The sequence below is a fragment of the Desulfosediminicola flagellatus genome (genome assembly GCF_005116655.2).
Taxonomy (GTDB): domain Bacteria; phylum Desulfobacterota; class Desulfobulbia; order Desulfobulbales; family Desulfocapsaceae; genus Desulfopila; species Desulfopila flagellata.
The window spans coordinates 2,293,897-2,319,717 of sequence record NZ_CP050698.1 but is presented as its reverse complement, the minus strand read 5'-3'; the positions used below and the strand labels follow the sequence as shown (position 1 = coordinate 2,319,717).

Here is a 25,821-nt window from a genome sequence, read left to right as displayed (position 1 = left end):
TTCAAGTACAACCTGACAAAGATCCAATAAAGATGTATTCGGCTAAAAGCATATCATAGATATACAATTCGCGCTCACCTGTGAAACACCTACCGGGCGCGCAATAATCCAGATTAACAATGATGGTGAAAACGCTATAGTAATCTTTGGGAGAGCCAACCGATCTATAGAGAGACTGCAAATAGAGGATACAATTCGTACGTTTTCACCAGGAAATTATCTGCTTATCTAGAATGAGATATCAGGTGTGACGGATTACATTTTCATCGTCAAAAAAACAGAGCATGAAAATCGTTTTTATTCCTGCACCATTCACTTGTAAAGTTCATACATTACCGCTGAACTACGTGTATATTTTCACTCTCAATGAAACTACAGCGAGCGGTCTCAGCTGGGTAAATGAGCAGTAGGCTTTTATCAACCAGATACAGAAACTATTTCCAAACGCAGCAGTACTGTATACTCTTGATTTTGAGGGAGCTCTTTTGGTAAAGAATGCAGAATAGCATCGTAGTCCAGCTAGAAAGGTAAACGCCATCAACACCACCGGAGCCGAAGATACTTTCAGCGGATTTCGCCTCTCTTCTTACTCCGCCGATGGAGATATTACAAAGGCACTCACACAGGCAACAGTTGTAGCAGCAATCAGTGCCACCATGCAGGGGGCAGCTGTCTCTATACAAACACTTGCATACGCGCAGGCATTTAGCTAACGCGATCATCAGAAATAACAGACACTATGAAACGATCTGAAATTAATACATACATCAAAGAAGCAAAGGCTCTGTTTGATTCAATATCCTTCAAACTCCCTCCTTTCGGATTTTGGAGTGCTGAGGACTGGAACACAAAAGGACATGAGGCTGATGAGATCAGGATAAATCAGCTGGGCTGGGATCTTACCGATTACGGAGAAGATGACTATGAGAATATGGGACTTCTCCTTTTTACCATTCGCAATGGCAACTATCACCGCCGGGATACCTACCCCAAAGGGTATGCAGAAAAAATTATGATTATTAAAGAAAATCAGATCTGTCCTATGCATTTCCACTGGAAAAAGCGTGAAGATATTATAAATCGTGGCGGAGGCAATCTCGTCCTCGAGTTATATAAGGCTGATGACAATGAAGCTCTCTCAGACCTCACGTTTACAGTCAGTGTTGATGGAGTTACCAGAGAATGTAAACCCGGTGACAAGGTTATCCTTACACCTGGGGAATCTATTTGCCTGGAACCATATGTGTATCACAGGTTTTACGGGGAATCGGGTAAAGGGACCGTGATCGTCGGTGAGGTGTCGGATGTCAATGACGATGATAACGACAACCGGTTTATTACTCCCCTCAAGCGTTTTCCGAAAATCATTGAGGATGAGTCGCCAGTTCACCTTCTGTGTAATGAATACCCTGCTGCAGAATAGAGTCACGGAGTAGTCTTCAATGCAAAATACGAGAAAGACTCCAGCCTGGGAGAAGAGAAGCTTCTATCTCAGGCTGGCTATTCACCGAATCTACATCAAGAACAGAAGCAATAATTTGCGCGAAAACGATTCGTCAAAGTTCTGTGGGTGTTAAATATTTTGAGCAAACCTTACATCCTGTTCTTAAGAAAACGTCGAATAGCAGTTTTGAGTTCCCCCGCAAAATATAGTATGTAATTTCTTATCTACGCATCTACACAACGCCCCTTAACAAGACTGCTGCACAGAAGTAGTTGAGTGGCTATGTTTCACAGCATGAGTTACGTCAAATTCATTTGAAAACAGAGGATACGGTTTCTTCAACCTCTCTCAACCATTTTTCCCGCTGTTCTCTTGTGCTAGTTACGATGATATTAAACATTTTCCGATGGAACTCATGTATTCCACACAAATCGAAAATACAATTTTTCCAGATAGTCTCCAGCGGATCCAGGAAAACCGTTTTTTCACGTTCAGTTTCGGTGTTTGACGTGTTGAAAACAATGGCTTTTTTTGCATTGAGCAAACCGTTAGGTACCCCTTCGCCTTTATCGTTCTCAACAAATTCATAGGCAATACCGGGCCGCATTATCCTATCTACCCATCCAGTCAGAATTGCAGGAGGAGTCCCCCACCAATTTGGATGAATAACAACGAAGCCATCAGCTTCTGCAACCTCTTTACAGTGCGTCTCTATTTCGTTTGGAAGCACAGCATTTTTCGGAATTTCTGCAGCTGGCAAAAGAGGGTCAAAGTTCTCTTGATATAAATCGTGGAAGCAAACCTCGTAACCGCTTTGATTGAGGGTTGCTATCGTAGATTTGGCAATTGCGTGATTGAAACTTGTAGGGTCAGGATGTGCAAGAATTACAGATATCTTCATGTGTAGCTCTCTTCCTCATTATTCAAAAATAGGTGCAAGAAAGTGCTGGACAACTCCATCTCGTTGCTGCAACAAAACACTGTCTCCTCTTCATTTTTTCCAATATATCTGATTGTTGAATAGCATATATTCCATTTTTTCACTCAAAAATCCCAAACAGTCCACCATAGTAAAAAAAGATTCTTTATAGAATGGTTTGATAAATTTCTACCCTTCGATAAAATTAACAGAACGTGAACAGAATCAACGGATGCCTTTTCCGAGTAGCTGATACTTGGTTAAGGATTTTCATACATTTGCAAAAAAGTTAAATTGCAACACATATTTTGTGCTCCTTGCTTAGCGTAAAATTCAACTGATTTGAAATCACTCAAACTCAGATCTACTTCTTCTCACCCACCTATTAATATGGGAGAATACCGTATGCTATCAGCAACAGACAAAAGACATTTTACTCTCTCGCACACATTGAACCAAAACCACCTTTTCATAATCACCATTTCTTTCTTAATTATTGTAACTCAGTTTGTAACAGCCAAAGCTTATGGGCCGCAAACCAATGCCTGCAACCTTATTACCCAGGCTGATGTTGGCATGATCCTTGGCGTTAAGGTTTCAGACGGACTTTCAAGGGCAAGTTCGATGCCGGCTGGTCAAAGCTGCCGCTACACCTATCAGAAAAATGGCTCAGTCTATGGAGTCACTGTCAAAATATCCACTGATGATGATATTAAAGATGAAGGATTAAATGACTCCGCTGCCGATCTAATGAGCAGGCAGAAAAAAGCTCGTGCTAATCATGCCTATGCGTCAACAACACTGAAGGAAATCAGCAACATTGGTGATGATGCGTTTTGGAACGGTACTGATCTTTGGGTGTTAACGGGAAACAACCTGTTCATTGTTAAATCAAATAGTTACCTTGCTGGAGCCTTCGAAAGTAAAGATGAAGCCAAGAAAGCCGCAGAAGCACAGGATCTGCAATTCTCTCTGAATATAGCCAAAGTGGTAATATCCAGACTGTAGCTATAGAGTTTGGTGGTATATATCAGCTCTCTTGCTCCTTTTATCATTAAACTATCTTAGATAAAATCCAACGTGGTGATCATGAAAAAGATATTGGCAATCAATGGTTCATATAGAAAAGATGGTGTTACCGATCAAATTCTTAATGCTTTTGTACAGTCTGCCACCAGCGCTGGCGCAGAAATAGAGGTCATCCACTTGAGAGACCAACCTATAGAGTTCTGCACTAATTGTCGAGCGTGTACCCAGCAATCAGGAGAACATCCAGGAGAATGTGTCTTAAACGACGGGATGAGCGAGTTGGTTAATAAAATTGAACAAGCAGACGCTTACATTCTTGCATCACCAACGAATTTTTACTCAGTCACTGCTATTTTCAAACGGTTTATGGAAAGACTTATTGTTTATGCATATTGGCCCTGGGGCACAATGGCGCCTAAGTATCGAAAAGCACAAACAGCTAAGAAAAAAGCTATTATTGTTTCATCATGTGCAGCACCCGGTTTTTTAGGACGCGTGATGTATGGAACCCATAGGCAACTAAAAATAGCGGCTCAATCAATTGGTGCTGAAACAGTTGGTACAATATTTACCGGACTAATCAGCAAAGAACAATCTCCCAAAATAACCGAACAAATTCAGAACACGATCAATTCCCTGACAAGGAAGATATCCTGAATTTCAGATAGGCAAGCTGCCACATTATTGGCTCGAAATCGGTTCTCCTGCGCAAGACAATCAAACAATCAAATCAATGAGAAAAACTGTTTATCTCAGATTTTTTCCTGACGAATAAAACTACTAAGGACAAGCTTGATAGCATCAGGGGAACATCAGAAACACTTTTTTTTGTGTGAAAAGAAGCCAAAGTTTTGCTCCCACTGGAAAAATGATACGTTAGACTTACTTTCTAATCATAAAAGTTGTGATCAGATGCGACTGGCTATGTTACACATACACCGACAGCACAGGAGCGAAAATTGCTATTCTCGGACAAGCTCCTAGCAACTATTTGGAATTGTATTTGAAAATTCCAACAGCCAGCATCATAATTTCGAATAATGGCTACACTCTGTACTACTTCGCGCTAGTGCTTTCTTATTTATTGCTATATTATCAAGTACATGATCACCACGCAACGCTGGTGTACGTACAATCTGATCGACTACGTGACAATAGGTTCTCTACAATCTCTATGCACCAATCTCAATTTTTTATTCTACAAGGCACCATACTTGAAGCCAACACCAACAAATGAAGCTGATATATCCCTTAAGGTCAGCGAATCACAGGTTCGTCAGTTATATCGGCAAACCTGGGGTGGCCTCGCAGGTTCACTTCTTGTAGCACTCTGTGTCACAGTTGTGCTCTGGCCAGTAATTCCACATTGGAAATTACTCCTTTGGCTTGGGCTTATGGCTATTGTTATTCTTTTACGGATTCTCTTTTCAATTTCCTTTCAACGAAAAAACCCTTCAGGTGTTGAGGTCTACACCTGGGGGAGGATTCATGTTTGTGGCTCCATAGTTGCTGCATTGCTCTGGGGTGCGCCAGCTATTCTGTTATGGCCGGCCCATCACCCATTGCATCAGATGGTCTGGCCCATCTGTATCGTTGCTATAAGTGCGTCTGCTGTGGTGGTATACAGCACGTGGCCCTTTTCCTATCTTTCTTTTCTATTTCTCGCCATCATACCACTCTCAATTCGATTACTTATGGGGGGAAATCTCACGTACATCACTCTGGGATTTCTTGGACTGGTTTTTTCCGCAATCCTTGCCCATACTGGAAAAGTAATGCACTCAGCCAGCCTTCAAACTCTCTTGGTAAGCCTTCGCAATAAAGCTCTCAACGAACAATTACATCGGGAAATAACCGAACGGCAAAAATCTCAGCAGCAGCTATTCAAGGCCAATCAACTTACAGAAGAAGCCAGTCGTGCCAAAAGTCAATTTCTGGCCAATATGAGCCATGAGCTTCGCACCCCTTTAAATGGCGTCATTGGTATAGCCTCCCTCCTCAATAATAGTAAGCTGGACGCCACACAGCGTCTTTACGTCGACACATTGCAAGCCAGTAGTAAATCGCTACTCACTGTTATCGAAAACATTCTAGACTTCTCTAAAATCGAAGTCGGAAAAATTGATTTAGAGGAAATCGATTTTGATCTCCATGACCTCCTAGATGGTATCATTGATGTGATGAGCCCAATAATTATTGAAAAAAAACTCGAGCTTATCTGCTCGGTTTCTTCCGCAACCCCTGTACAACTCGCAGGAGATCCGGGAAGATTGCGGCAGATATTGCTTAATCTGCTAAGTAATGCAATAAAATTTACTGAGAAGGGTGAAGTTGAGGTAACAGTAGAATGTCAGCATCAATCGCCAACTGAAGCTCAACTTCTCTTTTCTGTCACTGACAGTGGTATTGGCATTCCGAAACACCTGCAGGATCAGCTTTTTGAAAGCTTTACTCAAGCTGACATTTCAACCACCAAAAAATACGGCGGTACGGGACTTGGTCTAGCTATCTCTAAAGCTCTGGTAGAGCTTTTGGGCGGCAAGATTGGCATAAAAAGTCAAGCAGGGGAAGGAGCTACTTTCTGGTTTACAACCAGATTCAAGAAACAGGTCCAACCTGTTTCTATGCCTGAATTACACGAAAAGCTTACGGACTTCAGCTTTCTGGTAGTTGATGACAACACCACCTGTAATCAAATGATTTGCCGAAAACTCAAGGAATGGGGTGCAGACGTTAGACAGGCATCAAGTAAAGCTGAAGCCTTGGAGATAATAAAAACCATGCATAATGATTGCAATGAGTTAGACGCCATCTTCATCGACATGGATCTTGGTGAAACTGACGGTATCGAACTTCGTCACGCAATTGCAGCCACTACATATTATCCCAATGTCAAAATGATACTTATGCAACCTTTTGGCAATGTCCCAACTAATGGCTATGACTACCATACAGATTTTTTCGCCTGCATAAAGAAACCAATCAGGTATGGCAACCTGATTGATACCGTTCGGACATTCATCCCAGGGCAATCCGCACCTGACGCCCCGGCCTCTTTAACTGTAGCCGGTGATATTCAAGACGCTGAAAAGCCAAGCGAAAAAATCCTTCTCGCTGAGGATAACAGTATCAACCAGCTTGTAATAAAGGGGATAATGAAACACCTTGGTTACATGCATATCGATACGGTGAAAAATGGTAATGAAGCTATTAATGCTCTGCAACAGCAACTCTACAGCCTTGTCCTGATGGATATTCAGATGCCGCAACTCGACGGGATGGAAGCAACACGGAGAATCAGATCAGGTTTATCAGGCGTAAAAAACATAAACGTCCCGATAATTGCGCTTACAGCTAACGCGATGAAAGGAGATAAAGAAAAATATCTTTCCTGCGGTATGAATGGGTATGTCACGAAACCGGTGGACCCGGACATTTTAAAAACTACTATTGAGCACGTTCTTTACGATCAGTCTGATACAGTAGAGAATGGTTCCGCCCCCCACGAGTCTCTACCATCACAACGACCAGTTACAGCTTCATCGTCGGCCATAGATTACAACGCGCTAGTCGAAAAGCTTTTCGGTGATAAATCTTTTGCAATAACTATCCTGCGTGAATTTATAACCACTCTTCCTTTTGAGTTTGATACAATCCAGACACACATTGAAGATAGAAATTTCGAGGCGATAAAACACGTGTCACACAGAATGAAAGGTGCCGCCGGTAATGTTTGTGCCGAACAGTTATTTTATCTTTTCGGCGAGATGGAACAGGCTGCAGCAGAGGAACAATTTAATGAAATACAGCTCCTCCTTCAACAAGCACTTGGGCAATTACAATTACTGAAAGCCTTTTTACCCAGTTTGGATCACGCCGAATAACACTCAAATCCACCTACTCCGCACGTATCATTATCTTAGAATTTATGAACTTCACTGCTAAATCTTATGAACCTCGGGTTCTTGGCGCTACTGTGAGTTTTCGACCATAATATAGTGCTCTGTTTTTTAGAAGTTCGTTACTCAGTTTGTTCTTTTTCAACGCGGCACGGCACATATCGATGAATCGGTGTCCCTGCTAAACGATCCCGGTGACTGTTTTTTGTCAGCTTATTCACAGCCATCCCATGGGTTACCCCATTGTATTTTAGACCAAACCCATGTGGGATGAGTACCTGCCCTACCCGCACATCATCTGAGATCTCAAGCTCTATCCTTTCTGATGCCGCTTCTGTTGTCACCTTGACAAACTCACCATCGCTAATACTAAGCTGCTTAGCATCAGCGGGGTTCATTGCCAAAGTGCAGGTGCGTTTATCCTTATTCCAGTCCGGCTTTCTCATCAGGTTATTGGCATTTTGCGGAAGATGCCTGCCGGCATTAAGAATAAATGGATATATCGGATCAACCATCAACGCTTTTTCTTCTGCCTCAGGGGTTATTTCTGTTATCCATTTTTCCATTTCCTCAATATAGAGGTGTATCTTACGGTCCTTTGTAGCGACTCCCTTCATATTATCGTCTTCCGCCTTCCCCACCCAAAGCCCTGATCTGTTTTTCAGGATAGCATCAAACATGAGTTCAGCATGAGCTATACGGGGGCTAAGAATAGCGAGAGGGACCAGAGATCTGTATGTAACTATAGCTTTAAAGGCTTTGACAAGTTTCCCTATATTACATGCTGCCTCCAGAGTTGAAGGTATTGGAAATCCAGCCCGAGCTGCATTTTTCCGAAAAACACGTGGTGAAGATAGAAGAATCCCCCACATTGCATCAAGATTGTTAGAATCTGTATAACCAGCCCGGGCCTTGGCGATGATGAGGGCGGACAGTCTTCTATGCTTTTTGTTTCGTTGTAAGTAGGTAAGAAGTGCTGCAGTAAACGTCACCCGATCTTTTTTAGCAGCACTATAGAGGTAATCGGGAAGATCAGGAACAATGCCTGCCGCATCAGCAATTTCAGCATGTATCAGGCCAGTTTCTTTTGTTTCGGGGGTGGGCTCTATTAACGGATGTCGCATTTGAAAATAGACTTCAGGGTGAGTCCAGGTAAAAAATGATGCGTCATGTGACTCATAAGGTGATTGGGCAGGAAGCACATAATCTGATAACTCTGCTGTCTCCGTCATGGCTATCTCGACTGTAACCTTCAGGTCGAGTTTCTCAAAAGCCTTCTCCCAGGCGTATGTATCCGCAAAAGCGCGAAGCGGGTTTGAGGTACTGACGACAACAGCACGCAATCGTTGTGCGTGATCAGAAAGCACTTCCTCCGGGAAAACATTCGGAGGAAATAGTCCGAAAATTGCCGGAAAATCTGTCTCTTTTGTCCGCCATGTCTTCTCAAGTCGCTCATCACTGTGGGCTCCAAGCGGAAGCATGTTACCAGGAATAACTAATCCACCTGAAACACACAACCTCCCGCATACCGCAGCAAGTAACATGTAGAGATAACTTGCCAGTGTGGAGTGCCTGTTCATGATAACACCAAGATCAGTATGCATACACCATTTGCGTGTACTGAGTTCTCTGCATAGATCTTTTACCTGGCTGTATTCAACACCGCAGACAGTCAGCGCTTTTTGAATATCAAAATTGTCAAACAAGCCGCGTATGCTATCGAGGCCTGTTGTATTTTTAGCCAGGTATTCACTATCTTCCCAATTTTCACTCAATATGACTGCGATCATCGCTCTCGCAAGTAGAGCGTCAGAACCAGGAGTTATCGCCAAATGGAGGTTAGCAACACGTGCTATTTCGGATTTTCTCGGATCAATCACTGCGAGAAACTTGTCTGGATTCCTGGCAAATTCTTTTATGACCAGAGGCGCTCTCGGCATCTGATGGCTGACCATCCCGTTCCAGCCGATGCCCAGGATCATATCTGCATTATGCTCATCAGGAATTGGAAATCTGTTTTGCCGCCCAAGCAGTCTACCAGAGCACCAGAAGTACCCCGTCAACTCCTGAGCGAGCGCATTATAATGATACTTTGAACCAAGCCCGTGCATCAACGATGTCGAAAATCCAGCATCAAAATGGGAGCCCTGCCCTCCACCACCGATTAATGCAAAACTCTCAGGACCATACTCGTCTACGATTTCACGTAACCTGATTCCAATTTCGCGGTATGCCTGTTCCCAGGAAATTTCAACAAAACCCTTATCTGTCTTTTTTAAAGGTGTCTTAAGACGATCAGCATGGTGCTGGAAATTTGCAATATTTGACCCCTTTCGACAGAGATACCCTTTACTTCTCGGATTTTCCGGATCACCTTTGACTTGTACAATCTGATTATCTGAAACGTTAACCAATAGGCCGCAGTTTTGAGCACACAAAACACATCCGGTTTTTTGCCACTTCCCCATGGTGTCTCCTGTAATGCGTTAGCACGCACTTCTTAGTATCTTTTCTCTTACAGTGTGTTTTGCCCCACCCTGCGAAAAACTATATTGATGGAAATCAGGGTTAGCACCGAATTATCAATTTCACGTTTACGTAAGAACAATACCACTTGTAATGTACGAGCAAAAGAGGCATAAGAGACATATATCGTGCGAAATTGGCCATCAATCATTTAACTCATAGCCCACGAACTTTAGATGAAAACTATCGCGCTGCTTGCAATTGAGGGCTGTTTATCCTCCAGTATTACCAACCTTATTGACAGCTTCACCATTGCCAACCTCTGGCATGCATCCTTTTCCGAGAACGGGGAAACGTTGTTCGAGACACAGATTGTATCTCCAGCAGGCAATCCCGTTATATGCTCTAACAATATCCAAATCAATCCTCATTACTCCTTCAAAGACCAAATAAACGCTGATTATTTGATCATTCCAGCCCTCCTGCCTATTCCGAAATCAAGAGATATGCGTAATTCAGACGTTCTTGATTATATATGTCGTAAATATTCTTCCGGAACTACAGTTGCTTCAATATGTACTGGAGCATTTTTGCTCGCGGAAACCGGTTTATTAAACGGGAAATGTGCTACGACAAACTGGCGATTTGAAAAGAAATTCAGGTATCGTTATCCGCAAGTACATCTTAAGATTGGTGAGATTTTAACAGAGAACGACAATATAATGTGTTCTGGTGCGGTTACTGCGATAATGCATCTTGCATTACGAATAATACAGCGGGAAGGATCAAGTCAATTGGCATCCGTCTGTGCCAAAGCTATGCTTGTAGACTCTAATAACGCCAGTCAGGCTCCCTACGCAATCTATCCACTCAACGAAAAACATAATGATACTGAGATACAGAAAGCCCAGCAATACATGCGGGATCACTTGGCAGCAAGTATTTCTATTGATGAAGTGGCAGAAGTTGTCTGCATAAGTCCCCGACACTTCAAAAGACGTTTCAAGAATGCGACAGGAGATTCCCCTCTGAATTACCTGCAAAAATTGAGAATTCAAACGGCTAAAAATCAATTGGAAAACACTCGGGATAGTATTGAAGAGATAACCCATCGAATAGGTTATGAAGACAGCAGCGCTTTCCGTCGATTATTTAAGCGCCATACGAGATTATCCCCCAGGGAATATAGAGATAAATTTTTGATGCTGGAGAAGAAGTAAGGTCGGCTATAGTTTGAGAAAATAGAATCACGGAGTTTTTGTTCTGCTCTTTTCTATCTGTTATATCACGTGAGATACATATCACTGTTTCAACCTTAGCATCTGCTGAAAATTCAGGGCTAAGCTGAACTTCCAATGAACTCAGACGATTGCTAATAGTAGCTTCAGCTTGCGAATATGCTTTTTCGATGTACTACACATTTGAATCCAACGTTTTCAGGTCTCCTCTATAGATGTAATACAACTGACTCAATGTTAATATGGATACAAGAAATGAACTGCAGATCACAACATAAATCAGCAGACGGCGAGAAAGTCGATTATTGTTAAATATCCCGTACACGTTAATCCCCAAGGTGTTGGATAGTCGCTGAATCAATAGATGCCTGAATGCGCTCAAATTCACCTTGAGCTTTCATATCAGCTAACACCGTTGTGATTTTTGGTACGAGTAGAGCATGTTTCCTGTGCAAATAATGATACAAATGTGCCTCATATATTGGAGGATCAAGCCTGACAATATTTTTCAAATCATGTTTTTGAATAATCTGAAGTCCACCATCCGCACCATGAATACCAACATCTATCCTCCCAAGGCTCAGTTGGAGAAACACCTGTTCGGTACTATTGACCGCTTCAGCGAAAAGCCCATACTGTTTGATATGTTTTTCAGCAAATCGTAGACCGCGTTGATATCCAATAACATAATCCTTAGGAATACTTTTCCAGCCATCAACTCGAAACTCTTCGCCCCTCTTTGTATATAAATGCATACGATCTACCCGAATGACTACGTCAACTCTGATAAGATCTTGATTTTCCACCTCAATATCAGCATATCGAAATGCTTCACCGTCAGTTAGTCCTGCACTTGAGCTTCTTAATGCTCGCTTTCCCGGCATTTTTATTATTTCAACAGTAATATCAATCTTTTGATATGCTCTTCGCAACACCTCACTCACCATTTCTAACGGAGGTGTATTTTCAATAGCTGACAGAACAAGAGATTGTTGAGCAAACAGCGGAGATGGGATACACACAGACAACAAGAGCAACAGAATTCCATGCATTGCATTGATTGTCATTCTTATCTTGGTAGTAGTTTGCATAACTTCAAACTCAAATAATCACCGGTATTTATTTGGAATCAATCACTACTCAATTCACTATTTTCAAGGATTTATCGACTGACTATTAAATATCCTATCACAGCCGTCTCAGAGAAGGAAATCGTATGAATCAGGGAACACCTTATCCAGAATCTGAAGAAAAAGATGTGCTGGTGATGATAGAGATATTTCTTAGCTATAGAGAAACAGGGGGAGAAGGAAACTACACTTTGGCAGTCTTCTTTTTGATGTTGTTTTTTTAGGATGATTTACAACAAAAACACAATCTGCATAGTTCAATATTTTGATCCTAAGCAGATTGCGCTCAAGAAGGTGAGAAGATTTCTTCGCGATTCTTAGTCTACGTCTCGTACCAATCTGACATAATTATAATATCGCTCGCCACCTTCACCCAGAGGTCCACCTTCAACCTTGGTATCAAATCGAACCGCACCGGCCCCGTGAAAATCGTCACCACTCTCGCCAACCGCTGTTCCAAAGGCTACATACCACGCATAATAATATTCCAGACTATCTCCACCGAAATAGGCGCTTGTGCTGCTCCAGAAATAGCCGTAATCAGTATCATAGTTCGTTGTTCCAAATGGGAGTTCTGTTATCTGGAAGAAGTCGGTATCAATAGCAGGACCAAGGTTTGCTGTCACACTTGCACTGGGTGACTGGGTGTAATCAACAATGCTTTGAAGCTCTTTTACGTTTGGCAAACGCCAATCGTCGTAGCCTGCATCTATTGAGTTTTCTGCATACGCCAGAGCGGTTGTCCAATCCATGCCCTCGCCGCTATCTCCCTGTTGCCACATAAGCCCTGTCGATCTGTCGGTGACGGTACCGTCGCCATTATCGACAAAATCATTGGTTCCATATGAATTACCACGAACGGCACGCACATAATTCCCCATGGGTCCGGAAACTCCTGCCGGATACGCCTTGATATGCCCTGTACCATGATTTACACCAAAGGCTGCATTTCCCTGTCCTTCAACAGTAGTGCCAACATAAGGTTCCGCCCAATATTGTTCATCTTTACTTACAGTGTCACCGGCCAGATTATAATAGGTAGTATCCAGGTAGGGCCAACCTTTAGAAAAATCACTTATTGAAAACAGTTCTTTTAAGGTCGGCATGCGCCAGTCATCGTGCCCTGCCAATACAAGATCATCACAATATGTTTCAGCACCTTCATAGCTCCAACCTGTATTCACTGGTGATTGCTGCCAGGTCAGACCTGTTGTATTATCAGTTACTGTACCGTCACCATTATCGATATAACTGAATTGATTGCCGTCATATTGAGCATCCTGGCCCGCAAAATATTCACCTGAAAGCGGACAGGTTATTTCTGCACCTTCGTCATTATAACATTTAGTCTGTCCAGTATCGATAACCTGGTATGTACTGCTAATATCAGGGTCTGTATCCGGCACATCGTCTATTGGGTCGATACCCGGATCAGTATCGGTGTCATCGTCATCACTATCATCTATCGGTGTGGTGTTGATACCCGGTGCTCTTACGGTGTCACGTACCAAACGAACATAGTTAAAGATACGAATTGCATCACCCTGTGGTCCGTTACCATATGGCCATTGAGCAGGATCACCAATCTTCGGATCACTGCGCTGGCAACCAGCACCATGAACATCTGTCCACTCCCCTTCCATATACCCTAAAGCCCGACCAAAGGCGACGTATGCCCCCCAACTCCCTGTAACTTCTCCCATGCTCACATGTGTGGTGCCGCTCCAGAACCATGGGTAGTCATTTTCACCTGCTTCATTGACGATTTCAGACACGTTAAACACCGGATCAATCGCGGCGGAATACGTAGTATCGGGTGAGCGGCTGTAATCAAGGATACTATGAAGTTCCTTGGCATTAGGTAATCGCCAGTCGTTGTAGCCCAGATAACGTTCTGCATTTTTTTCCTGAACCCAGGCCAGGGCATCCTTCCAGATCATGCCCTCACCGCTGTCATCCTTGGACCACATTAAGGTAGTGGCCTTGTCTGTAACAGTACCGTTGCGATTATCTTTAAAGTCATTTTGGCCATATCGCTGATTTCCGCGCACATACATAACCTGGAAGGTTTTATCACGACCCATCAGCACCAGGCCATATCCTTTGATTCGACCATCAGCCAGGTTAAGGCCAAAAAGGAGTCCATTCTCATCACCGATTGTCGCGACATAGAGGGTACTGCTCGCATATTGTGCATCAATAATTCGCTCGCCAGCCGCAATGTCACCATAGGCGAAGTCAAAATAATCCGTATCAATGAAGGGCGTCAAACCAGATGTATCGTTATCTTGAACCATGCTCGGGTCAACCCCGTTAAAGTTCATTAACGAATACAGTTCCTTAATTGTCGGAAGTCGCCAGTCAGTGTACCCACCTGTCGTTTGTTCACTTGCCCTCGCAACTGCATCGGCATAGGTGAGTTTATCAGCAGCATCGATATCACCGTCACCATCAGTATCTGCAGTTTTCTGCCACATCAGGCCAGTGACATTATCAGAAATAGTTCCGTCACTATTATTTGTAAATGAAGGCTGATTGCCAATAAACAGTCCATCTGTACCGTGAAAATCTTCGCCCGGCGCAGGACAAACTGGAAGCGCATTAAGATCATCGTAACAGGTTGTTTGACCGGTATCGACAATAGCATAGCTTACGTTGCGATAACGTCGATTGTGTTTGTCTAAACTATTATTTGTGTTTGTCCTGATTTGAGCATAATAGTTTTGGTTCAAATAGTTTTGATTACCATTCTGATTATTCCAGGCAGGGGTCTGAGATGGTATGGTGACACTACACGTTTCATTTCCTTCAATAACTCCCTCTGCATACATATTAGAACCATGGGCATGGATGGCTGGGGATATCAGACCTACTGCCAGAAAAACTTTAAAAACCGTAAAAAATCCCTTCGGTACTTCTTCAGGTAATTTCATTTCAATTCTCCATTTTTTGTACTTCACTCGCGTGGGCCTGTGCCCCAAAGAACACAATATCCAGACCGCCATTTTTCATAGATGTTCATGAGGAGCCTCTTTGGTCAATATATTGGTGACACAATTGAGAGACTACACCTATTTGACAGGCAGATTAGCTTCGAAATATGGAGGCAATGTGTAGAAAATAAGGATTTTGTAATCAGTACATAAAACAGACGCTGATATTAACTGAAAGAACTGAATAGGAAGGAATCCAGGAAGGTGTGGCTTGATCAGGAAACAGCATGATGAAACAATCAAGACAAGGCTATCGGAAGTGCTTCAATTGGACCTCTACTCGTACGTGTCGAGGTCCACTAAACTGCATTCACTGCAACGTAAGTGACAATTTGTAAGCGAATGAATCAGATCGTTTGAATTGGGATGAGACCGGCTTGCTCATCTTCAACGTGCATTGCTTTTACTAATACACCAAAACTCTTTTCAAGTTCTGTTAACTGCTGTGGGGATAATTTATTTAAACTGGCGCTCAATTTTCCTTCTGGAGGTGAAGGAGCTTTTGCAAGTATTGCTTCACCTTCCTCGGTGATATAGAGGCGGACTGCTCGCTGATCGGTCTTGCTACGCTTGCGATAAATGAGATTTTTATCTTCAAGTTTATCCAGCATATTTGAACACGTAGACCTATGGATAGATAAGATTGATGCCAATTCTGAAACTTTTATACCTTCTATAGAGCTGATTTCAAAAAGCATCCAAAGCCTGACACTACTTAGGCCACACGCTTTTTCAACACACTTTGAGTGTGCCTGAATCGCTTTAAAAATTGTCCTAAGTTGCTTTGTAATAGCTTTTTCTTGTTCTATGCGCTTATCCATTGACCCATATCATGTTAAATCAATCATGTTACCCAACAGCAAATGTGATGTTAAGCATTTCTGGTAAGATACTCAATATAAAAGACCCATGGGGCAAAAAAAGCTTACCCCCATGGGTCTTTACTTTACATCCAGAAACGTGGGCTTTTCATCTAAATCGAGGTGCTCAATAAATTTCACCACATCCATATATATAATATTGTAAGGATAAAATTTATCGAGCAACGCAGAGTTAAATGGAAAAAACCGTTTTCGGACGGAATCTACTTATTTTGCAGCACTTCGAGCTGCATCAAGCCAACCATTCCATTTTTCTGTATTTTTAGCAATCCATTCATCTACATGACGACCAATATCCTTTTGACTCTTCTCACCTTCGTTCATCCGGGTATTTTGCTCGTTTATATCGATGAGAGGCAAGGTAAACACTTCAAAGAATTTCTTTGCCGCTGGATTCTTCTCCATAAATACTTTATTGGCAACAATCTGTATATCTGAAACAACAAAGCCGAGCTTAGCAGGATCAGAAACAGCCCCTTCTATGCCACCTACTTCCATGCGATCTTTACCAGCCATCTGGGAATCACTCGGCAGTGTTTCTGGAACATTGATCCACATGACATCTTTGCCTGGCTTCAATTTAAAAATTGTCCAGTTTGGTGCCCAGGTGTAGAAAATAATAGGTTCGCCATCCTTGAATTCACCCAAGGCAGATGCCATCCCGGCCTCATATGAAGCTTTCACCGGATTGATGTGGTCCTCAAGACCATACACTTTCATGTGATGGTCAATAACCTGCTCGCATGCCCAGCCTGGAGGGCAGGCGGTGAGATCAGCTTTCCCGTCGTTGTTTTTATCAAATGCTTTTTTGACTTCATCCCGCTTAAAATCATCAAGAGATGTAATACCAAATTGGTCAACATGCTTCTTTGAGACGAGGTATCCCTGTAGTCCTCCAGCTTTTACGACATATCCAACTTTTTCAGCTTTATCATAAAAACCTTTTGGAAGCTGGCCATCGTGCATTGGGAACCAGCCGTTGGTCCAGTAATCAACGTCACCAAGGGCGACAGACTTATAAAATATCGGATTTTGCAAATCTTTAGGCTTTTTGACATTGTATCCTAGTTCTTCAAGACCACGACGAACCAATGCCTCTTGGAAGAAACCTGTGTTCCATGTTGCTCTGGCAGGTTGCAACTTTACACCCTTGCCTGGCTTAGCGTCATCCGCATATGCCGAACCAATCATGGTCATTGATAGCATTACAGCCGTCATTACTATTTTTTTAAACATCTCTTTTTCTCCTGTTTTAATTTTCTTTAGATCCCAGAGATTGGGTTATCCGATCTAAAATTATTGCTATAAGTACAATCGAAAGACCGCCAACTGTAGCAAGTCCAATATCAAGTGTATTAAGTCCACGAACCACTGGAGCACCCAAACCACCAGCCCCGATTAAGGCTGCTATAACCACCATTGAAAGTGCCATCATGATGGTTTGATTCAAGCCTGCCATAATCGTCGGCAGTGCCATTGGAATTTGTACTTTTAAAAGAACCTGATTGCCGGTTGCACCAAAAGCCAGAGCAGCTTCAACAAGCTCTGGATGTACCTGTCGTATACCTAGTGCTGTCAAACGAACAATAGGGGGAAGGGAAAAAACAATCGTGGCAAGAACACCAGCCACATTACCGATAGAAAAAAGCATTACAATTGGAACAAGATATACAAAAGCAGGTGTTGTCTGCATTCCATCGAGTATAGGCCGCAGGATAGACTCAAACCTGTCGTTTCTTCCTGCACATATCCCTAAAGGAATTCCAACAATTGTACAAAAAACTACCGAGGAAAAAACCATAGCAAAGGTTATCATGGTGTCTTCCCAAAATCCGAGAAGCCCTATGAACACAAGGGACACTATGGTGAAAACAGCCAATCGTATTCCGGATGTTTTCCAGGCAATTAAAGCCAATACGGCTATAATGGCCAGAGGAGGAATAGCCAGAAGTGTATTTTCCAAACCAGAAAGAGTTATTTCAACAGGCCATTTTAAACCCTGAAAAAACCATCTATATCCTTCAACCAACCAGTCAACAAATTGGGTTATCCAACTGTCAAGCGGAATACGTTTTTCTTCAAAATTGAACATCATAATCTCCTGAAGATTATCAAAGTGTGGCATTAAATAATGCTATCGCCGTTTTCTGCTCTATAAAGAGTTTTGAGGAATCTATTTTTTGACACAACGCCTTTAAAGACAGAATTCTCATCAATTACAGGAATAGGCCATGCATGGGAGGCAACCTGGGGTAGGATGTCTTGAAGACATTCTGTATCTTTTACAACGAGCGCCTCTTGTATAAAGGCACCTTCTATATTCTTTTTTTCTCCAGGTGTTCCTGATTCCAGGAGATTTCGGAGAGAGTCTGTAGATACAACTCCAAAAAAGTGGTGCTTTGAATCAAGAACATAGGCATACTCTCTGTCCCGATTGTTTAACATCTCAAGCGTTGCGCGAGGACTGCCCTGAGGTGTATGCCAAATAACGGTTGGCTGATTATGACGAACGATATCCCCAGCTGAAATCACACCAGTTGGATCAACACCGCGAAAAAATGCACGGACATAATCATCTGCAGGATTTTGCAAGATCTCTTCAGGGGTACCAACCTGAACAACTCTTCCACCTTCCATTATTGCAATTCGATCTCCAATACGAAGGGCTTCATCAAGATCATGAGAGATAAAGACGATTGTTCTTTCGTGCCTGTCCTGGAGTTTAAGCAACTCATCCTGCATTTCAGTACGAATAAGTGGATCCAGTGCGGAAAAGGCCTCATCCATGAGAAGTATGTCCGGGTCCACAGCAAGACCTCGTGCCAAACCGACACGCTGCTGCATACCACCACTCAGTTCAGAAGGTAATGCTTTCTCCCAGCCTTCCAGCCCAACTTGCGCAAGAGCATCGAGGGCTCTTTCGTCGCGTACAGATTTTTCAATACCATCCAGCTCAAGTCCAAAGGCAACATTATCGAGGACACTCAAATGAGGCATAAGTGCAAATGATTGAAAAACCATGCTTGTCTTACGTCTTCTGAACTTTACAAGTTCCTGCTTATTCATTTTGAGGATATCCTCGCCATCAATCAAGACTTCCCCTGCACTAGGCTCAATAAGTCTGTTCAACATTCGGACAAGGGTCGACTTGCCAGATCCGGACAAACCCATGACGACAAAGATCTCACCTTTTTCGACTTCAAAACTTGCGTTCTGAACTCCTACGGTCAGTCCTGTTTCTTCATAAATCTGTTCCTTACTTTGCCCATGACTGAGCAAATTCAATGCTTTAGTTGGCGAATTACCAAAGACTTTATATAGATTTCTAACGGATATTTCAGGCATAACGAATTGGTACTCACATGGTAATATTTGAAATTAAAGAAATAATCTGGGAATCGGAAAATTTGGTAGCTTCTCAGAATTGAAATAGGATAGTTTTTAACAAAACAGTATTACGCAATACCATATCTCACAATATAGTTTTACGCAATACTGTATTGTTAAATACATAATCTGATTACCACTCATCCTGGCAAAGAATTGTGAGAAGAAATGGGCAAATACCCCAAACTTTACAATCGGTTCGACTATGACATATTCAGCACCATCAACATGATGAGGCTGTTCAGGAATGATCGTTTCACAAGCTCTTCAGCATAAAAAAGATACTGCACATGTATACTGCGAGAAATTTTGATTCAGCGTTGACGAGTCAACAGTGAGCTGGGGATGTGTACAGGTAGGTGGTTGATGTAATTATAACGGTTCTCTCTTAGCCTGATTTCACATCAATATATTTTTAATTTCAACCTAATACACCCTGCTATTCGGGACGATATTTTTCAGTCATAAAATTATGTGGTTAAGTTTACAATCGAAATGATAACACCGGCGGCACGGATACTCAGAGAGACAATCAAAATGAAAACAGCAGATATCGTGAAGCAGCTAATTGCACGAGGAGTGCAGACGACAGCGTTCTTACCTAAAAATTTATCGGATTCAATTGATATTTCCGAAAAATTCAGAGCTACTCATCTCCCCACCAAAAAACACTCCCACCAATAACGGCAGGAGTGTTTTATTATCAACGCTTTTTTTCGGATACACCCTTCAAAATTCGATGTTTTCTTTCTTATAGGCAGCTTTAAACTCAGGAAGGCTGGACACCTGCTTGATGAGACGCTCCACATTTTTGCCAAGTGTAATTTCTATCCCCTTGAAACTCTTTCCCCAACTTGAGTAAATAGTTGCCAGATAGTCCACTATTGTCGCCTCTTCCCCCGTAATAAATGTCTTATTTTCCAATTCTTTATCAAGAATTGCCCATAAATCTGAGGTAGATTGAGCCAATTGTTTCAATACACTTACCTTCTCGTTTTCATCCATGTTTACTTTGTACATAATAGCAAACATTTTCCCATAGGCTGGATGCAGGGTTGCATAATCAAACATTAACCACCTCAAGAATTCTGCTTTGCTTGAAAGGTCAGCTGGCAACATCGATGATTTGTGCTTCTCAAGGAGATAAAGTGCAATTGCAGCCCCCTCTGTGATAATTTGACCATCAGGTAATTGTAATGCAGGTACCTGATTCGTTGGCACCATGTCGGAATAATTTGATACATCTTCACGTCGAACCGGTGTGTACTCAACGTGTAGCTTCTCAAGTAGAACGGTAATTCCAGATGAGCAAGATCCGGGAATGGTATAAAGCGTGTACATGGTATCTCCATTTGTGCATGATTAATGCTGCAGAGTTCATCAAAACCTGTGGCGTAGCACTATTTGCTACATCTTCAGGTATAAGAAGTTTAATAAACAGTGGAAATCTGAAAGTAATCACTGTTGGTAGTTATACAACAGTACCTATCTATCAAGGTAGGAGCGATTGATTTGATGGGTTCCTTGTAACACAAGCGATCCGCGGAATTTATCGATTTCAAAAGTACCACAATTGTCACCTTGCCCGTAAAAGGTGACCACTTTAAACCCAACTGGTCCGATAAATAGGCCACTGATACCAATTCGTCCTTTTGACAAAAGGATAATCCGTTATTATCACTGTTGTTGTTTTGTTCAGCAGGAAACCACCATATGCATACCACCACAAAAGGACATGAACCATGAAATGGCTCGTCATACTTGACCCTATTGAGGGACTTCTGGAAGAAACAGATACCTCCCTGGCCATTATCAGGCAGGCAAGACTCCAGGGAATTGAAGTCGACACTACCACTATTGACCTGCTCTACTTTTCAGGGCAGGCGCGGGTAGTTGCAACAGCTGAAGACCAGAAAGAATACCGAAGAGGGCTGGACGAATATGATCTCATTTTCATGAGAAAAGAACCGCCCTACGATCTAGCTTTCCATTATGCCACTCAGCTGCTTTCTCTTACTAATACTCCAGTAGTAAACAGCCCTGAGTCACTGCGGAATTTCAACGAAAAGCTGATCGCCCTGCCCTTCTCTGCGCATATGCCTCCTACCCTGGTCAGCTCAAGCCCCCAACTCATCAGTGAGTTCATCGACACACATGGCAGTTGTGTAATCAAGTCTTTGGACAGTTTCCAGGGAAAGTCGGTCCTTCGAATAGAACCAGGGCAAGATGAACCAATAGAGGAATTCACATTCGGGGGCCGCTCTCCTGTAATGGTACAGAAATTCCTTACGCTGGTTTATGAGGGAGACAAACGTGTCATCATGCTGGGAGACAAGGTACTAGGCGCAGCAATGCGAAAACCACGAAGCGGCTACCATGCGAATTTCGCCAGCAGCGACGCGCTAAAAACACATCTCACCCCTCGCGAACAAGCAATTGTTGACGAAGTCGGGCCATGGATGGTCAGTCAGGGCATACACTTTTCCGGCCTCGATTTCATAGGTGAAAACCTTACCGAGATCAATATTACCTGTCCCACTGGAATCATCCAGATATCCCGATTGGACAAAACCGACCTGCCACGGCAGATTGTCGATTATTTCCTCAAAATAGCGAGTTAACAAACATATAATGACCGCCCTCTCTATCACTAACCTGCAAAAAACCTACGCAAGCGGATTTCAAGCCTTAAAAGGTGTCGATCTTAACGTCGCCAAAGGTGACTTTTTTGGCCTGCTGGGCCCTAACGGAGCAGGAAAAAGTACCACAATTGGCATAATCACGGACCTTATCACAAAGAGTGAAGGAAACGTTGAGATTTTCGGGATTGATATAGACCAGGATTTTGCCCAGGCTAAGAAACTTATCGGTGTTGTTCCTCAGGAATACAACTTCGCCATCTTTGAAAAGGTGCTGGACATCGTCACACAGCAAGCTGGGTATTACGGTATTCCACGGGATGAAGCCCTGGCCAATGCAGAACGCTATCTCAGGCAGCTTGGGCTTTGGGAAAAACGGAACAGTCCAGCTCGTGAACTTTCAGGTGGAATGAAACGAAGGCTCATGATTGCGCGAGGCCTCATCCATGAACCGGAACTACTTATCCTCGACGAGCCCACCGCTGGAGTAGATGTCGAACTACGGCGCGGAATGTGGGACTTTCTCCTGAAACTCAACAGCCAGGGAAAAACCATCATCCTCACCACCCATTATCTCGAAGAAGCTGAGCTGCTCTGCAACACTATTGCTATTATACGAGATGGCACAATCATTGAGAACACCGACAAGAAAACACTTTTAAAGAAACTGGATCACGAGACATTCGTATTTGAGATCAGTCCAAAATATATTGCAGACAGTGATATTCCACCCCTTCCCGGAACCAGCTTCACCTCAGTTGACGAGACAACTCTGGAAGTAACCAAGTCAAAAGAGCAATCCATGAATTCGATTTTCGATCACCTTACCGCCTGCAACATCGCGGTCGAGTCCATGCGCAATAAATCAAACAGGCTCGAGGAGCTGTTCATGGAGCTAATGGAAAAATGAAAGAAAACCTTATATCACTTAGTACAATAGCCAGAAAAGAAATAATCAGAATTTTTCGTATCTGGATACAGACCCTGGTGCCTCCAGTCATTACAATAACCCTCTATTTTATCATCTTCGGTAGTTTCATCGGCTCCCAGCTTCGTGAGATTGAGGGCCATAGTTACATGGCATTTATTGCCCCAGGCTTGATCATGATGTCTATTATCACCAACTCCTACACAAATACTGTCTCATCATTTTTCAGTGCCAAATTCCAACGCAATATAGAGGAACTCCTGGTAAGCCCAACTCCCAACTGGGTAATCATACTTGGCTATGTTTCCGGGGGAATGGTTCGGGGGTTGAGTGTAGGCCTTTTGGTCTCGCTGGTCAGCCTGTTCTTCACCAGACTGCCAATTCACAACATCTTCTACACAGTACTTTTCGCCCTGTTGACCAGCTTCGTATTCTCACTAGCAGGGATGATTAACGGTGTATTCGCCAAAAAATTCGATGACGTCTCCATCATCCCCACCTTCGTTATTACTCCACTAACTTACCTGGGCGGTGTTTTCTACTCTTTGAGCCTTCTTCCCGACTTCTGGCAGGCGGTATCGAAAGCCAACCCCATAGTCTACATGATTAACGGATTTCGCTATGGCTTTCTTGGCATCTCCGATATCAGTGTATCCACAGGCATTGCCATGCTGATTTTCTTTGCAATATTACTTTTTTCAGCCAACCTCTATCTGCTAAAGAAAGGTGTAGGTGTAAGGACTTAAAAAAAGGCAAAATTGTGCACAAGTTAAGCGGTCAGGAGAGTATTTAATTGATATACAACACAATATTGCCTCAAACCACCACACGCTGGAAACCAAAAAACCCGTAGTTCTGTTTGCATCAGCAAACAGAACTACGGGTTAGAATTAACAGAGCGTTAATAAGCGAATTAGTCCATGTCTCCTATTGTAGCTTTGTTACGTATAGAGCCTGAATATCTCTGTATAGGTCAAATGTAGAGCTGCCCCCTTTTCTTGTGTACCCAGCACAATCACTATCCTGTAAAAATGGTGTTTTCAGTATATTTTGAGTCTGCCCCTCGTTAGCCTTTCTCTGGGAATTACAACATACGGGATCAACAAAATTCGAATTACGCCTCTTTCTTTCTATCCAGAATACAGATGTTTTTATCTTCTCCCCAGCATTGGTTGCAGGATACGCAGCGGGGACGGTCGCGGAACCCTTGTTTCCACTTGTTCGGTAGATCCGGTTCTGAAAGCAGGGTTCTAGCGAAAGAAAAATATTGGATTGGAGTTGATCCGAGGATTTCTTCCATAACAGCAACACTCCGGTTCCCGCCCACCAGAATGACAGGAACCTCGACAGCCGCTGCTATCATAGCTGCCGGTCCACGGAAATATGACTGTTTTCTTTCATTGATGATTTTGGGTTTGATGGGCAAGGTCGAGGGATCTTTGGAAAGATGACCACCTGAAAGTTCAATTGCGGTAATGCCGCGTGTTTCCAGCCCCTTAGCGACAAAAACACTTTCTTCCGGAGTCAGCCCCTGATCGCCCCATTCGTCTGTAGAATGCATCTTAATAAGTACGGGATATTCAGGGCCCACCTCTTTTCTGACAGCTTCAAGTACTTCGTAGATAATCCGTGCTCTATTTTCAATTGAGCCACCGTATTCGTCACTGCGCCGGTTGAAATATGGGGTCAGAAATTGGCTGAGCAAATACCCATGGGCGCCGTGGATTTGAAATCCGTCAAAGCCAGCGGCCTTGGCCCTGCGTCCTGCCTGGGCATAGGAATCTATCAATGCTGCAATATCCTCCTGGTTCATTGACGTGGGAGTGACCTTGAATATCGGATGTTCCACTGCTGAGGGCCCCCAGATAAGCCTGGATTCGGGTTTGAAGTTGGTCTGAGAACCGCCATAACAGCCTTGCAGAATGATATTGGCGCCAAGTTCATGCATCCTGTCTGTAAAGGTTTTGTACTCTGAAATGAAGGAATCGTCGTAGATGCCCATCATGCCCGGATTGGCCTGCTCCTCTTTTCGGATATATGCATAGCCGGTAATAATGGTTCCGACACCTCCTCTAGCGAGATTTTCATAAATCTCCAGAAGTTCAGGGGTCATATGTCCGGCATCATCGGCCATGTTCTCCCAGGTAGCTGAACGCCACAAACGGTTTTTGAGAGTCATGGGGCCAAGGATGGATGTTTCAAAAAGAGATGATGCTGTCATAGTGTACTCCGTAGTGGATATGCTGCGTATATTCCCGCCAACCATTTGACGGCGGGTTATAAGAAATACCTTTTGCTGAATTTTACCATGTATCGTAATGCACCCGTTCAGCTTTGTAACGGCTTACTGCTGTGGGGTGCTGGTCTGGCTGACCGATGACAATATATCCCAGAGGGATGATCTGCTCCGGGAGATTGAAAAGTTTTTTAAATCCTGCTTCCCGGTCTTTCATCGGATGAATCCCGGTCCAGACCGCCCCCAGTCCAAGATCATGCACGGTCAGCAAAATGTTCTGAACCGCGGCTGAGCAGTCCTGAACCCAGAATCCGGGGTGTTTTTCAAGACTTAGGTCGCCGCAGACAAGAATACCAAGTGGGGCCTTGTCTGCCATAGCAGCATAAGGGTTGATATCTTTAAGTTTACCCTGAATTTCCTTGTCCTTCACAACGATAAATTGCCAGGGCTGTTGATTGCCAGCGCTGGGGGCCATCATGGCTGCCTCCAGAATGGTACTGATCTGCTCGTCGGTCACAGGCGCGTTGGTGTATTTACGGATGCTTCGTCTGGTGATAATAGCTTCATGCACACTCATTTCAATTTCCTTGGGGTGATTGTAGTGGGTATGATTGGTGTTAGGACTCAACAAA

At 43.2% G+C, this 25,821-nt stretch carries 21 protein-coding genes; 10 read left to right on the top strand and 11 right to left on the bottom strand.

Annotated features, from left to right (window positions below; genetic code table 11):
• The first annotated feature begins 536 nt into the window (after positions 1 to 536).
• Together FCL46_RS28790 and FCL46_RS09615 are read left to right on the top strand one after the other, a co-directional pair.
• Entirely contained in the window at positions 537 to 713 is a 177-nt protein-coding gene (locus FCL46_RS28790; protein ID WP_136806503.1) for a hypothetical protein, read from the top strand.
• Positions 714 to 739: 26 nt separating this feature from the next.
• Entirely contained in the window at positions 740 to 1,423 is a 684-nt protein-coding gene (locus FCL46_RS09615) for a D-lyxose/D-mannose family sugar isomerase (protein WP_136806261.1), read from the top strand.
• 331 nt (positions 1,424 to 1,754) lie between these two features.
• Here FCL46_RS09615 and FCL46_RS09610 read toward each other — a convergent pair whose 3' ends face one another.
• Positions 1,755 to 2,345: an NAD(P)H-dependent oxidoreductase gene (locus FCL46_RS09610; protein ID WP_136806260.1), complete on the bottom strand. Its 591-nt coding sequence runs from the start codon at positions 2,343 to 2,345 to the stop codon at positions 1,755 to 1,757.
• A 423-nt stretch (positions 2,346 to 2,768) separates the two neighbouring features.
• On the opposite strand from FCL46_RS09610, the gene FCL46_RS09605 reads away from it, so the two are divergent.
• From FCL46_RS09605 to FCL46_RS09595, 3 genes are all read left to right on the top strand, one after another.
• Complete coding sequence (locus FCL46_RS09605; RefSeq protein WP_136806259.1) at positions 2,769 to 3,371, top strand: hypothetical protein; 603 nt, start codon at positions 2,769 to 2,771, stop codon at positions 3,369 to 3,371.
• 81 nt (positions 3,372 to 3,452) lie between these two features.
• Entirely contained in the window at positions 3,453 to 4,049 is a 597-nt protein-coding gene (locus FCL46_RS09600) for a flavodoxin family protein (RefSeq protein ID WP_136806258.1), read from the top strand.
• A gap of 557 nt (positions 4,050 to 4,606) precedes the next feature.
• Complete coding sequence (locus tag FCL46_RS09595; RefSeq protein ID WP_167505797.1) at positions 4,607 to 7,276, top strand: response regulator; 2,670 nt, start codon at positions 4,607 to 4,609, stop codon at positions 7,274 to 7,276.
• Positions 7,277 to 7,413: 137 nt separating this feature from the next.
• Here FCL46_RS09595 and FCL46_RS09590 read toward each other — a convergent pair whose 3' ends face one another.
• Positions 7,414 to 9,759, bottom strand: a complete 2,346-nt coding sequence (locus tag FCL46_RS09590) for a molybdopterin-dependent oxidoreductase (RefSeq protein WP_136806256.1) — start codon at positions 9,757 to 9,759, stop codon at positions 7,414 to 7,416.
• A gap of 234 nt (positions 9,760 to 9,993) precedes the next feature.
• On the opposite strand from FCL46_RS09590, the gene FCL46_RS09585 reads away from it, so the two are divergent.
• Positions 9,994 to 10,977 carry a GlxA family transcriptional regulator gene (locus FCL46_RS09585; RefSeq protein ID WP_136806255.1) on the top strand — a complete coding sequence of 328 codons (984 nt, stop codon included), beginning with the start codon at positions 9,994 to 9,996 and terminating at the stop codon, positions 10,975 to 10,977.
• A gap of 344 nt (positions 10,978 to 11,321) precedes the next feature.
• On the opposite strand, the gene FCL46_RS09580 is transcribed toward FCL46_RS09585, so the two are convergent.
• Positions 11,322 to 12,086 carry a substrate-binding periplasmic protein gene (locus FCL46_RS09580; RefSeq protein ID WP_136806254.1) on the bottom strand — a complete coding sequence of 255 codons (765 nt, stop codon included), beginning with the start codon at positions 12,084 to 12,086 and terminating at the stop codon, positions 11,322 to 11,324.
• Positions 12,087 to 12,211: 125 nt separating this feature from the next.
• Between FCL46_RS09580 and FCL46_RS09575 the strand changes: the two genes are divergently transcribed.
• Positions 12,212 to 12,349, top strand: a complete 138-nt coding sequence (locus FCL46_RS09575) for a hypothetical protein (protein ID WP_153307114.1) — start codon at positions 12,212 to 12,214, stop codon at positions 12,347 to 12,349.
• A 93-nt stretch (positions 12,350 to 12,442) separates the two neighbouring features.
• Here FCL46_RS09575 and FCL46_RS09570 read toward each other — a convergent pair whose 3' ends face one another.
• The 6 genes from FCL46_RS09570 to FCL46_RS09545 form a co-directional block, all read right to left on the bottom strand.
• Positions 12,443 to 15,058 (bottom strand): Lcl C-terminal domain-containing protein, encoded by a 2,616-nt coding sequence (locus FCL46_RS09570; RefSeq protein ID WP_136806253.1) that lies wholly within the window; start codon positions 15,056 to 15,058, stop codon positions 12,443 to 12,445.
• A 407-nt stretch (positions 15,059 to 15,465) separates the two neighbouring features.
• On the bottom strand, positions 15,466 to 15,939 hold the full coding sequence (locus tag FCL46_RS09565) for a MarR family winged helix-turn-helix transcriptional regulator (RefSeq protein WP_136806252.1): 474 nt from the start codon (positions 15,937 to 15,939) through the stop codon (positions 15,466 to 15,468).
• Between the two features lie 267 nt (positions 15,940 to 16,206).
• Entirely contained in the window at positions 16,207 to 17,235 is a 1,029-nt protein-coding gene (proX, locus tag FCL46_RS09560; RefSeq protein ID WP_136806251.1) for a glycine betaine/L-proline ABC transporter substrate-binding protein ProX, read from the bottom strand.
• 16 nt (positions 17,236 to 17,251) lie between these two features.
• Positions 17,252 to 18,091, bottom strand: a complete 840-nt coding sequence (locus FCL46_RS09555; protein ID WP_136806502.1) for an ABC transporter permease — start codon at positions 18,089 to 18,091, stop codon at positions 17,252 to 17,254.
• Positions 18,092 to 18,123: 32 nt separating this feature from the next.
• A complete protein-coding gene (proV, locus tag FCL46_RS09550; protein ID WP_136806250.1) occupies positions 18,124 to 19,344 on the bottom strand; it encodes a glycine betaine/L-proline ABC transporter ATP-binding protein ProV in 1,221 nt (406 codons plus the stop codon).
• Positions 19,345 to 20,115: 771 nt separating this feature from the next.
• Positions 20,116 to 20,727: a glutathione S-transferase family protein gene (locus FCL46_RS09545; protein ID WP_136806249.1), complete on the bottom strand. Its 612-nt coding sequence runs from the start codon at positions 20,725 to 20,727 to the stop codon at positions 20,116 to 20,118.
• A 401-nt stretch (positions 20,728 to 21,128) separates the two neighbouring features.
• Between FCL46_RS09545 and FCL46_RS09540 the strand changes: the two genes are divergently transcribed.
• Genes FCL46_RS09540 through FCL46_RS09530 form a run of 3 tightly spaced genes read left to right on the top strand, consistent with a single transcriptional unit; the run spans position 21,129 to position 23,699 of the window.
• The gene (locus FCL46_RS09540) at positions 21,129 to 22,007 is read left to right on the top strand and encodes an ATP-grasp domain-containing protein (RefSeq protein WP_136806248.1); all 879 of its coding nucleotides are present in this window, start codon (positions 21,129 to 21,131) and stop codon (positions 22,005 to 22,007) included.
• Positions 22,008 to 22,017: 10 nt separating this feature from the next.
• Positions 22,018 to 22,935, top strand: coding sequence for an ABC transporter ATP-binding protein (locus tag FCL46_RS09535; protein WP_136806247.1), 918 nt, complete (start codon positions 22,018 to 22,020; stop codon positions 22,933 to 22,935).
• Complete coding sequence (locus FCL46_RS09530) at positions 22,932 to 23,699, top strand: ABC transporter permease (protein ID WP_136806246.1); 768 nt, start codon at positions 22,932 to 22,934, stop codon at positions 23,697 to 23,699. Before FCL46_RS09535 ends, FCL46_RS09530 begins: the two co-directional genes overlap by 4 nt.
• Before the next feature lie 368 nt (positions 23,700 to 24,067).
• On the opposite strand, the gene FCL46_RS09525 is transcribed toward FCL46_RS09530, so the two are convergent.
• Both FCL46_RS09525 and FCL46_RS09520 read right to left on the bottom strand, forming a co-directional pair.
• On the bottom strand, positions 24,068 to 25,174 hold the full coding sequence (locus FCL46_RS09525; protein ID WP_136806245.1) for an NADH:flavin oxidoreductase: 1,107 nt from the start codon (positions 25,172 to 25,174) through the stop codon (positions 24,068 to 24,070).
• Between the two features lie 82 nt (positions 25,175 to 25,256).
• The gene (locus FCL46_RS09520; protein ID WP_136806244.1) at positions 25,257 to 25,766 is read right to left on the bottom strand and encodes a nitroreductase family protein; all 510 of its coding nucleotides are present in this window, start codon (positions 25,764 to 25,766) and stop codon (positions 25,257 to 25,259) included.
• Between the last annotated feature and the right edge of the window lie 55 nt (positions 25,767 to 25,821).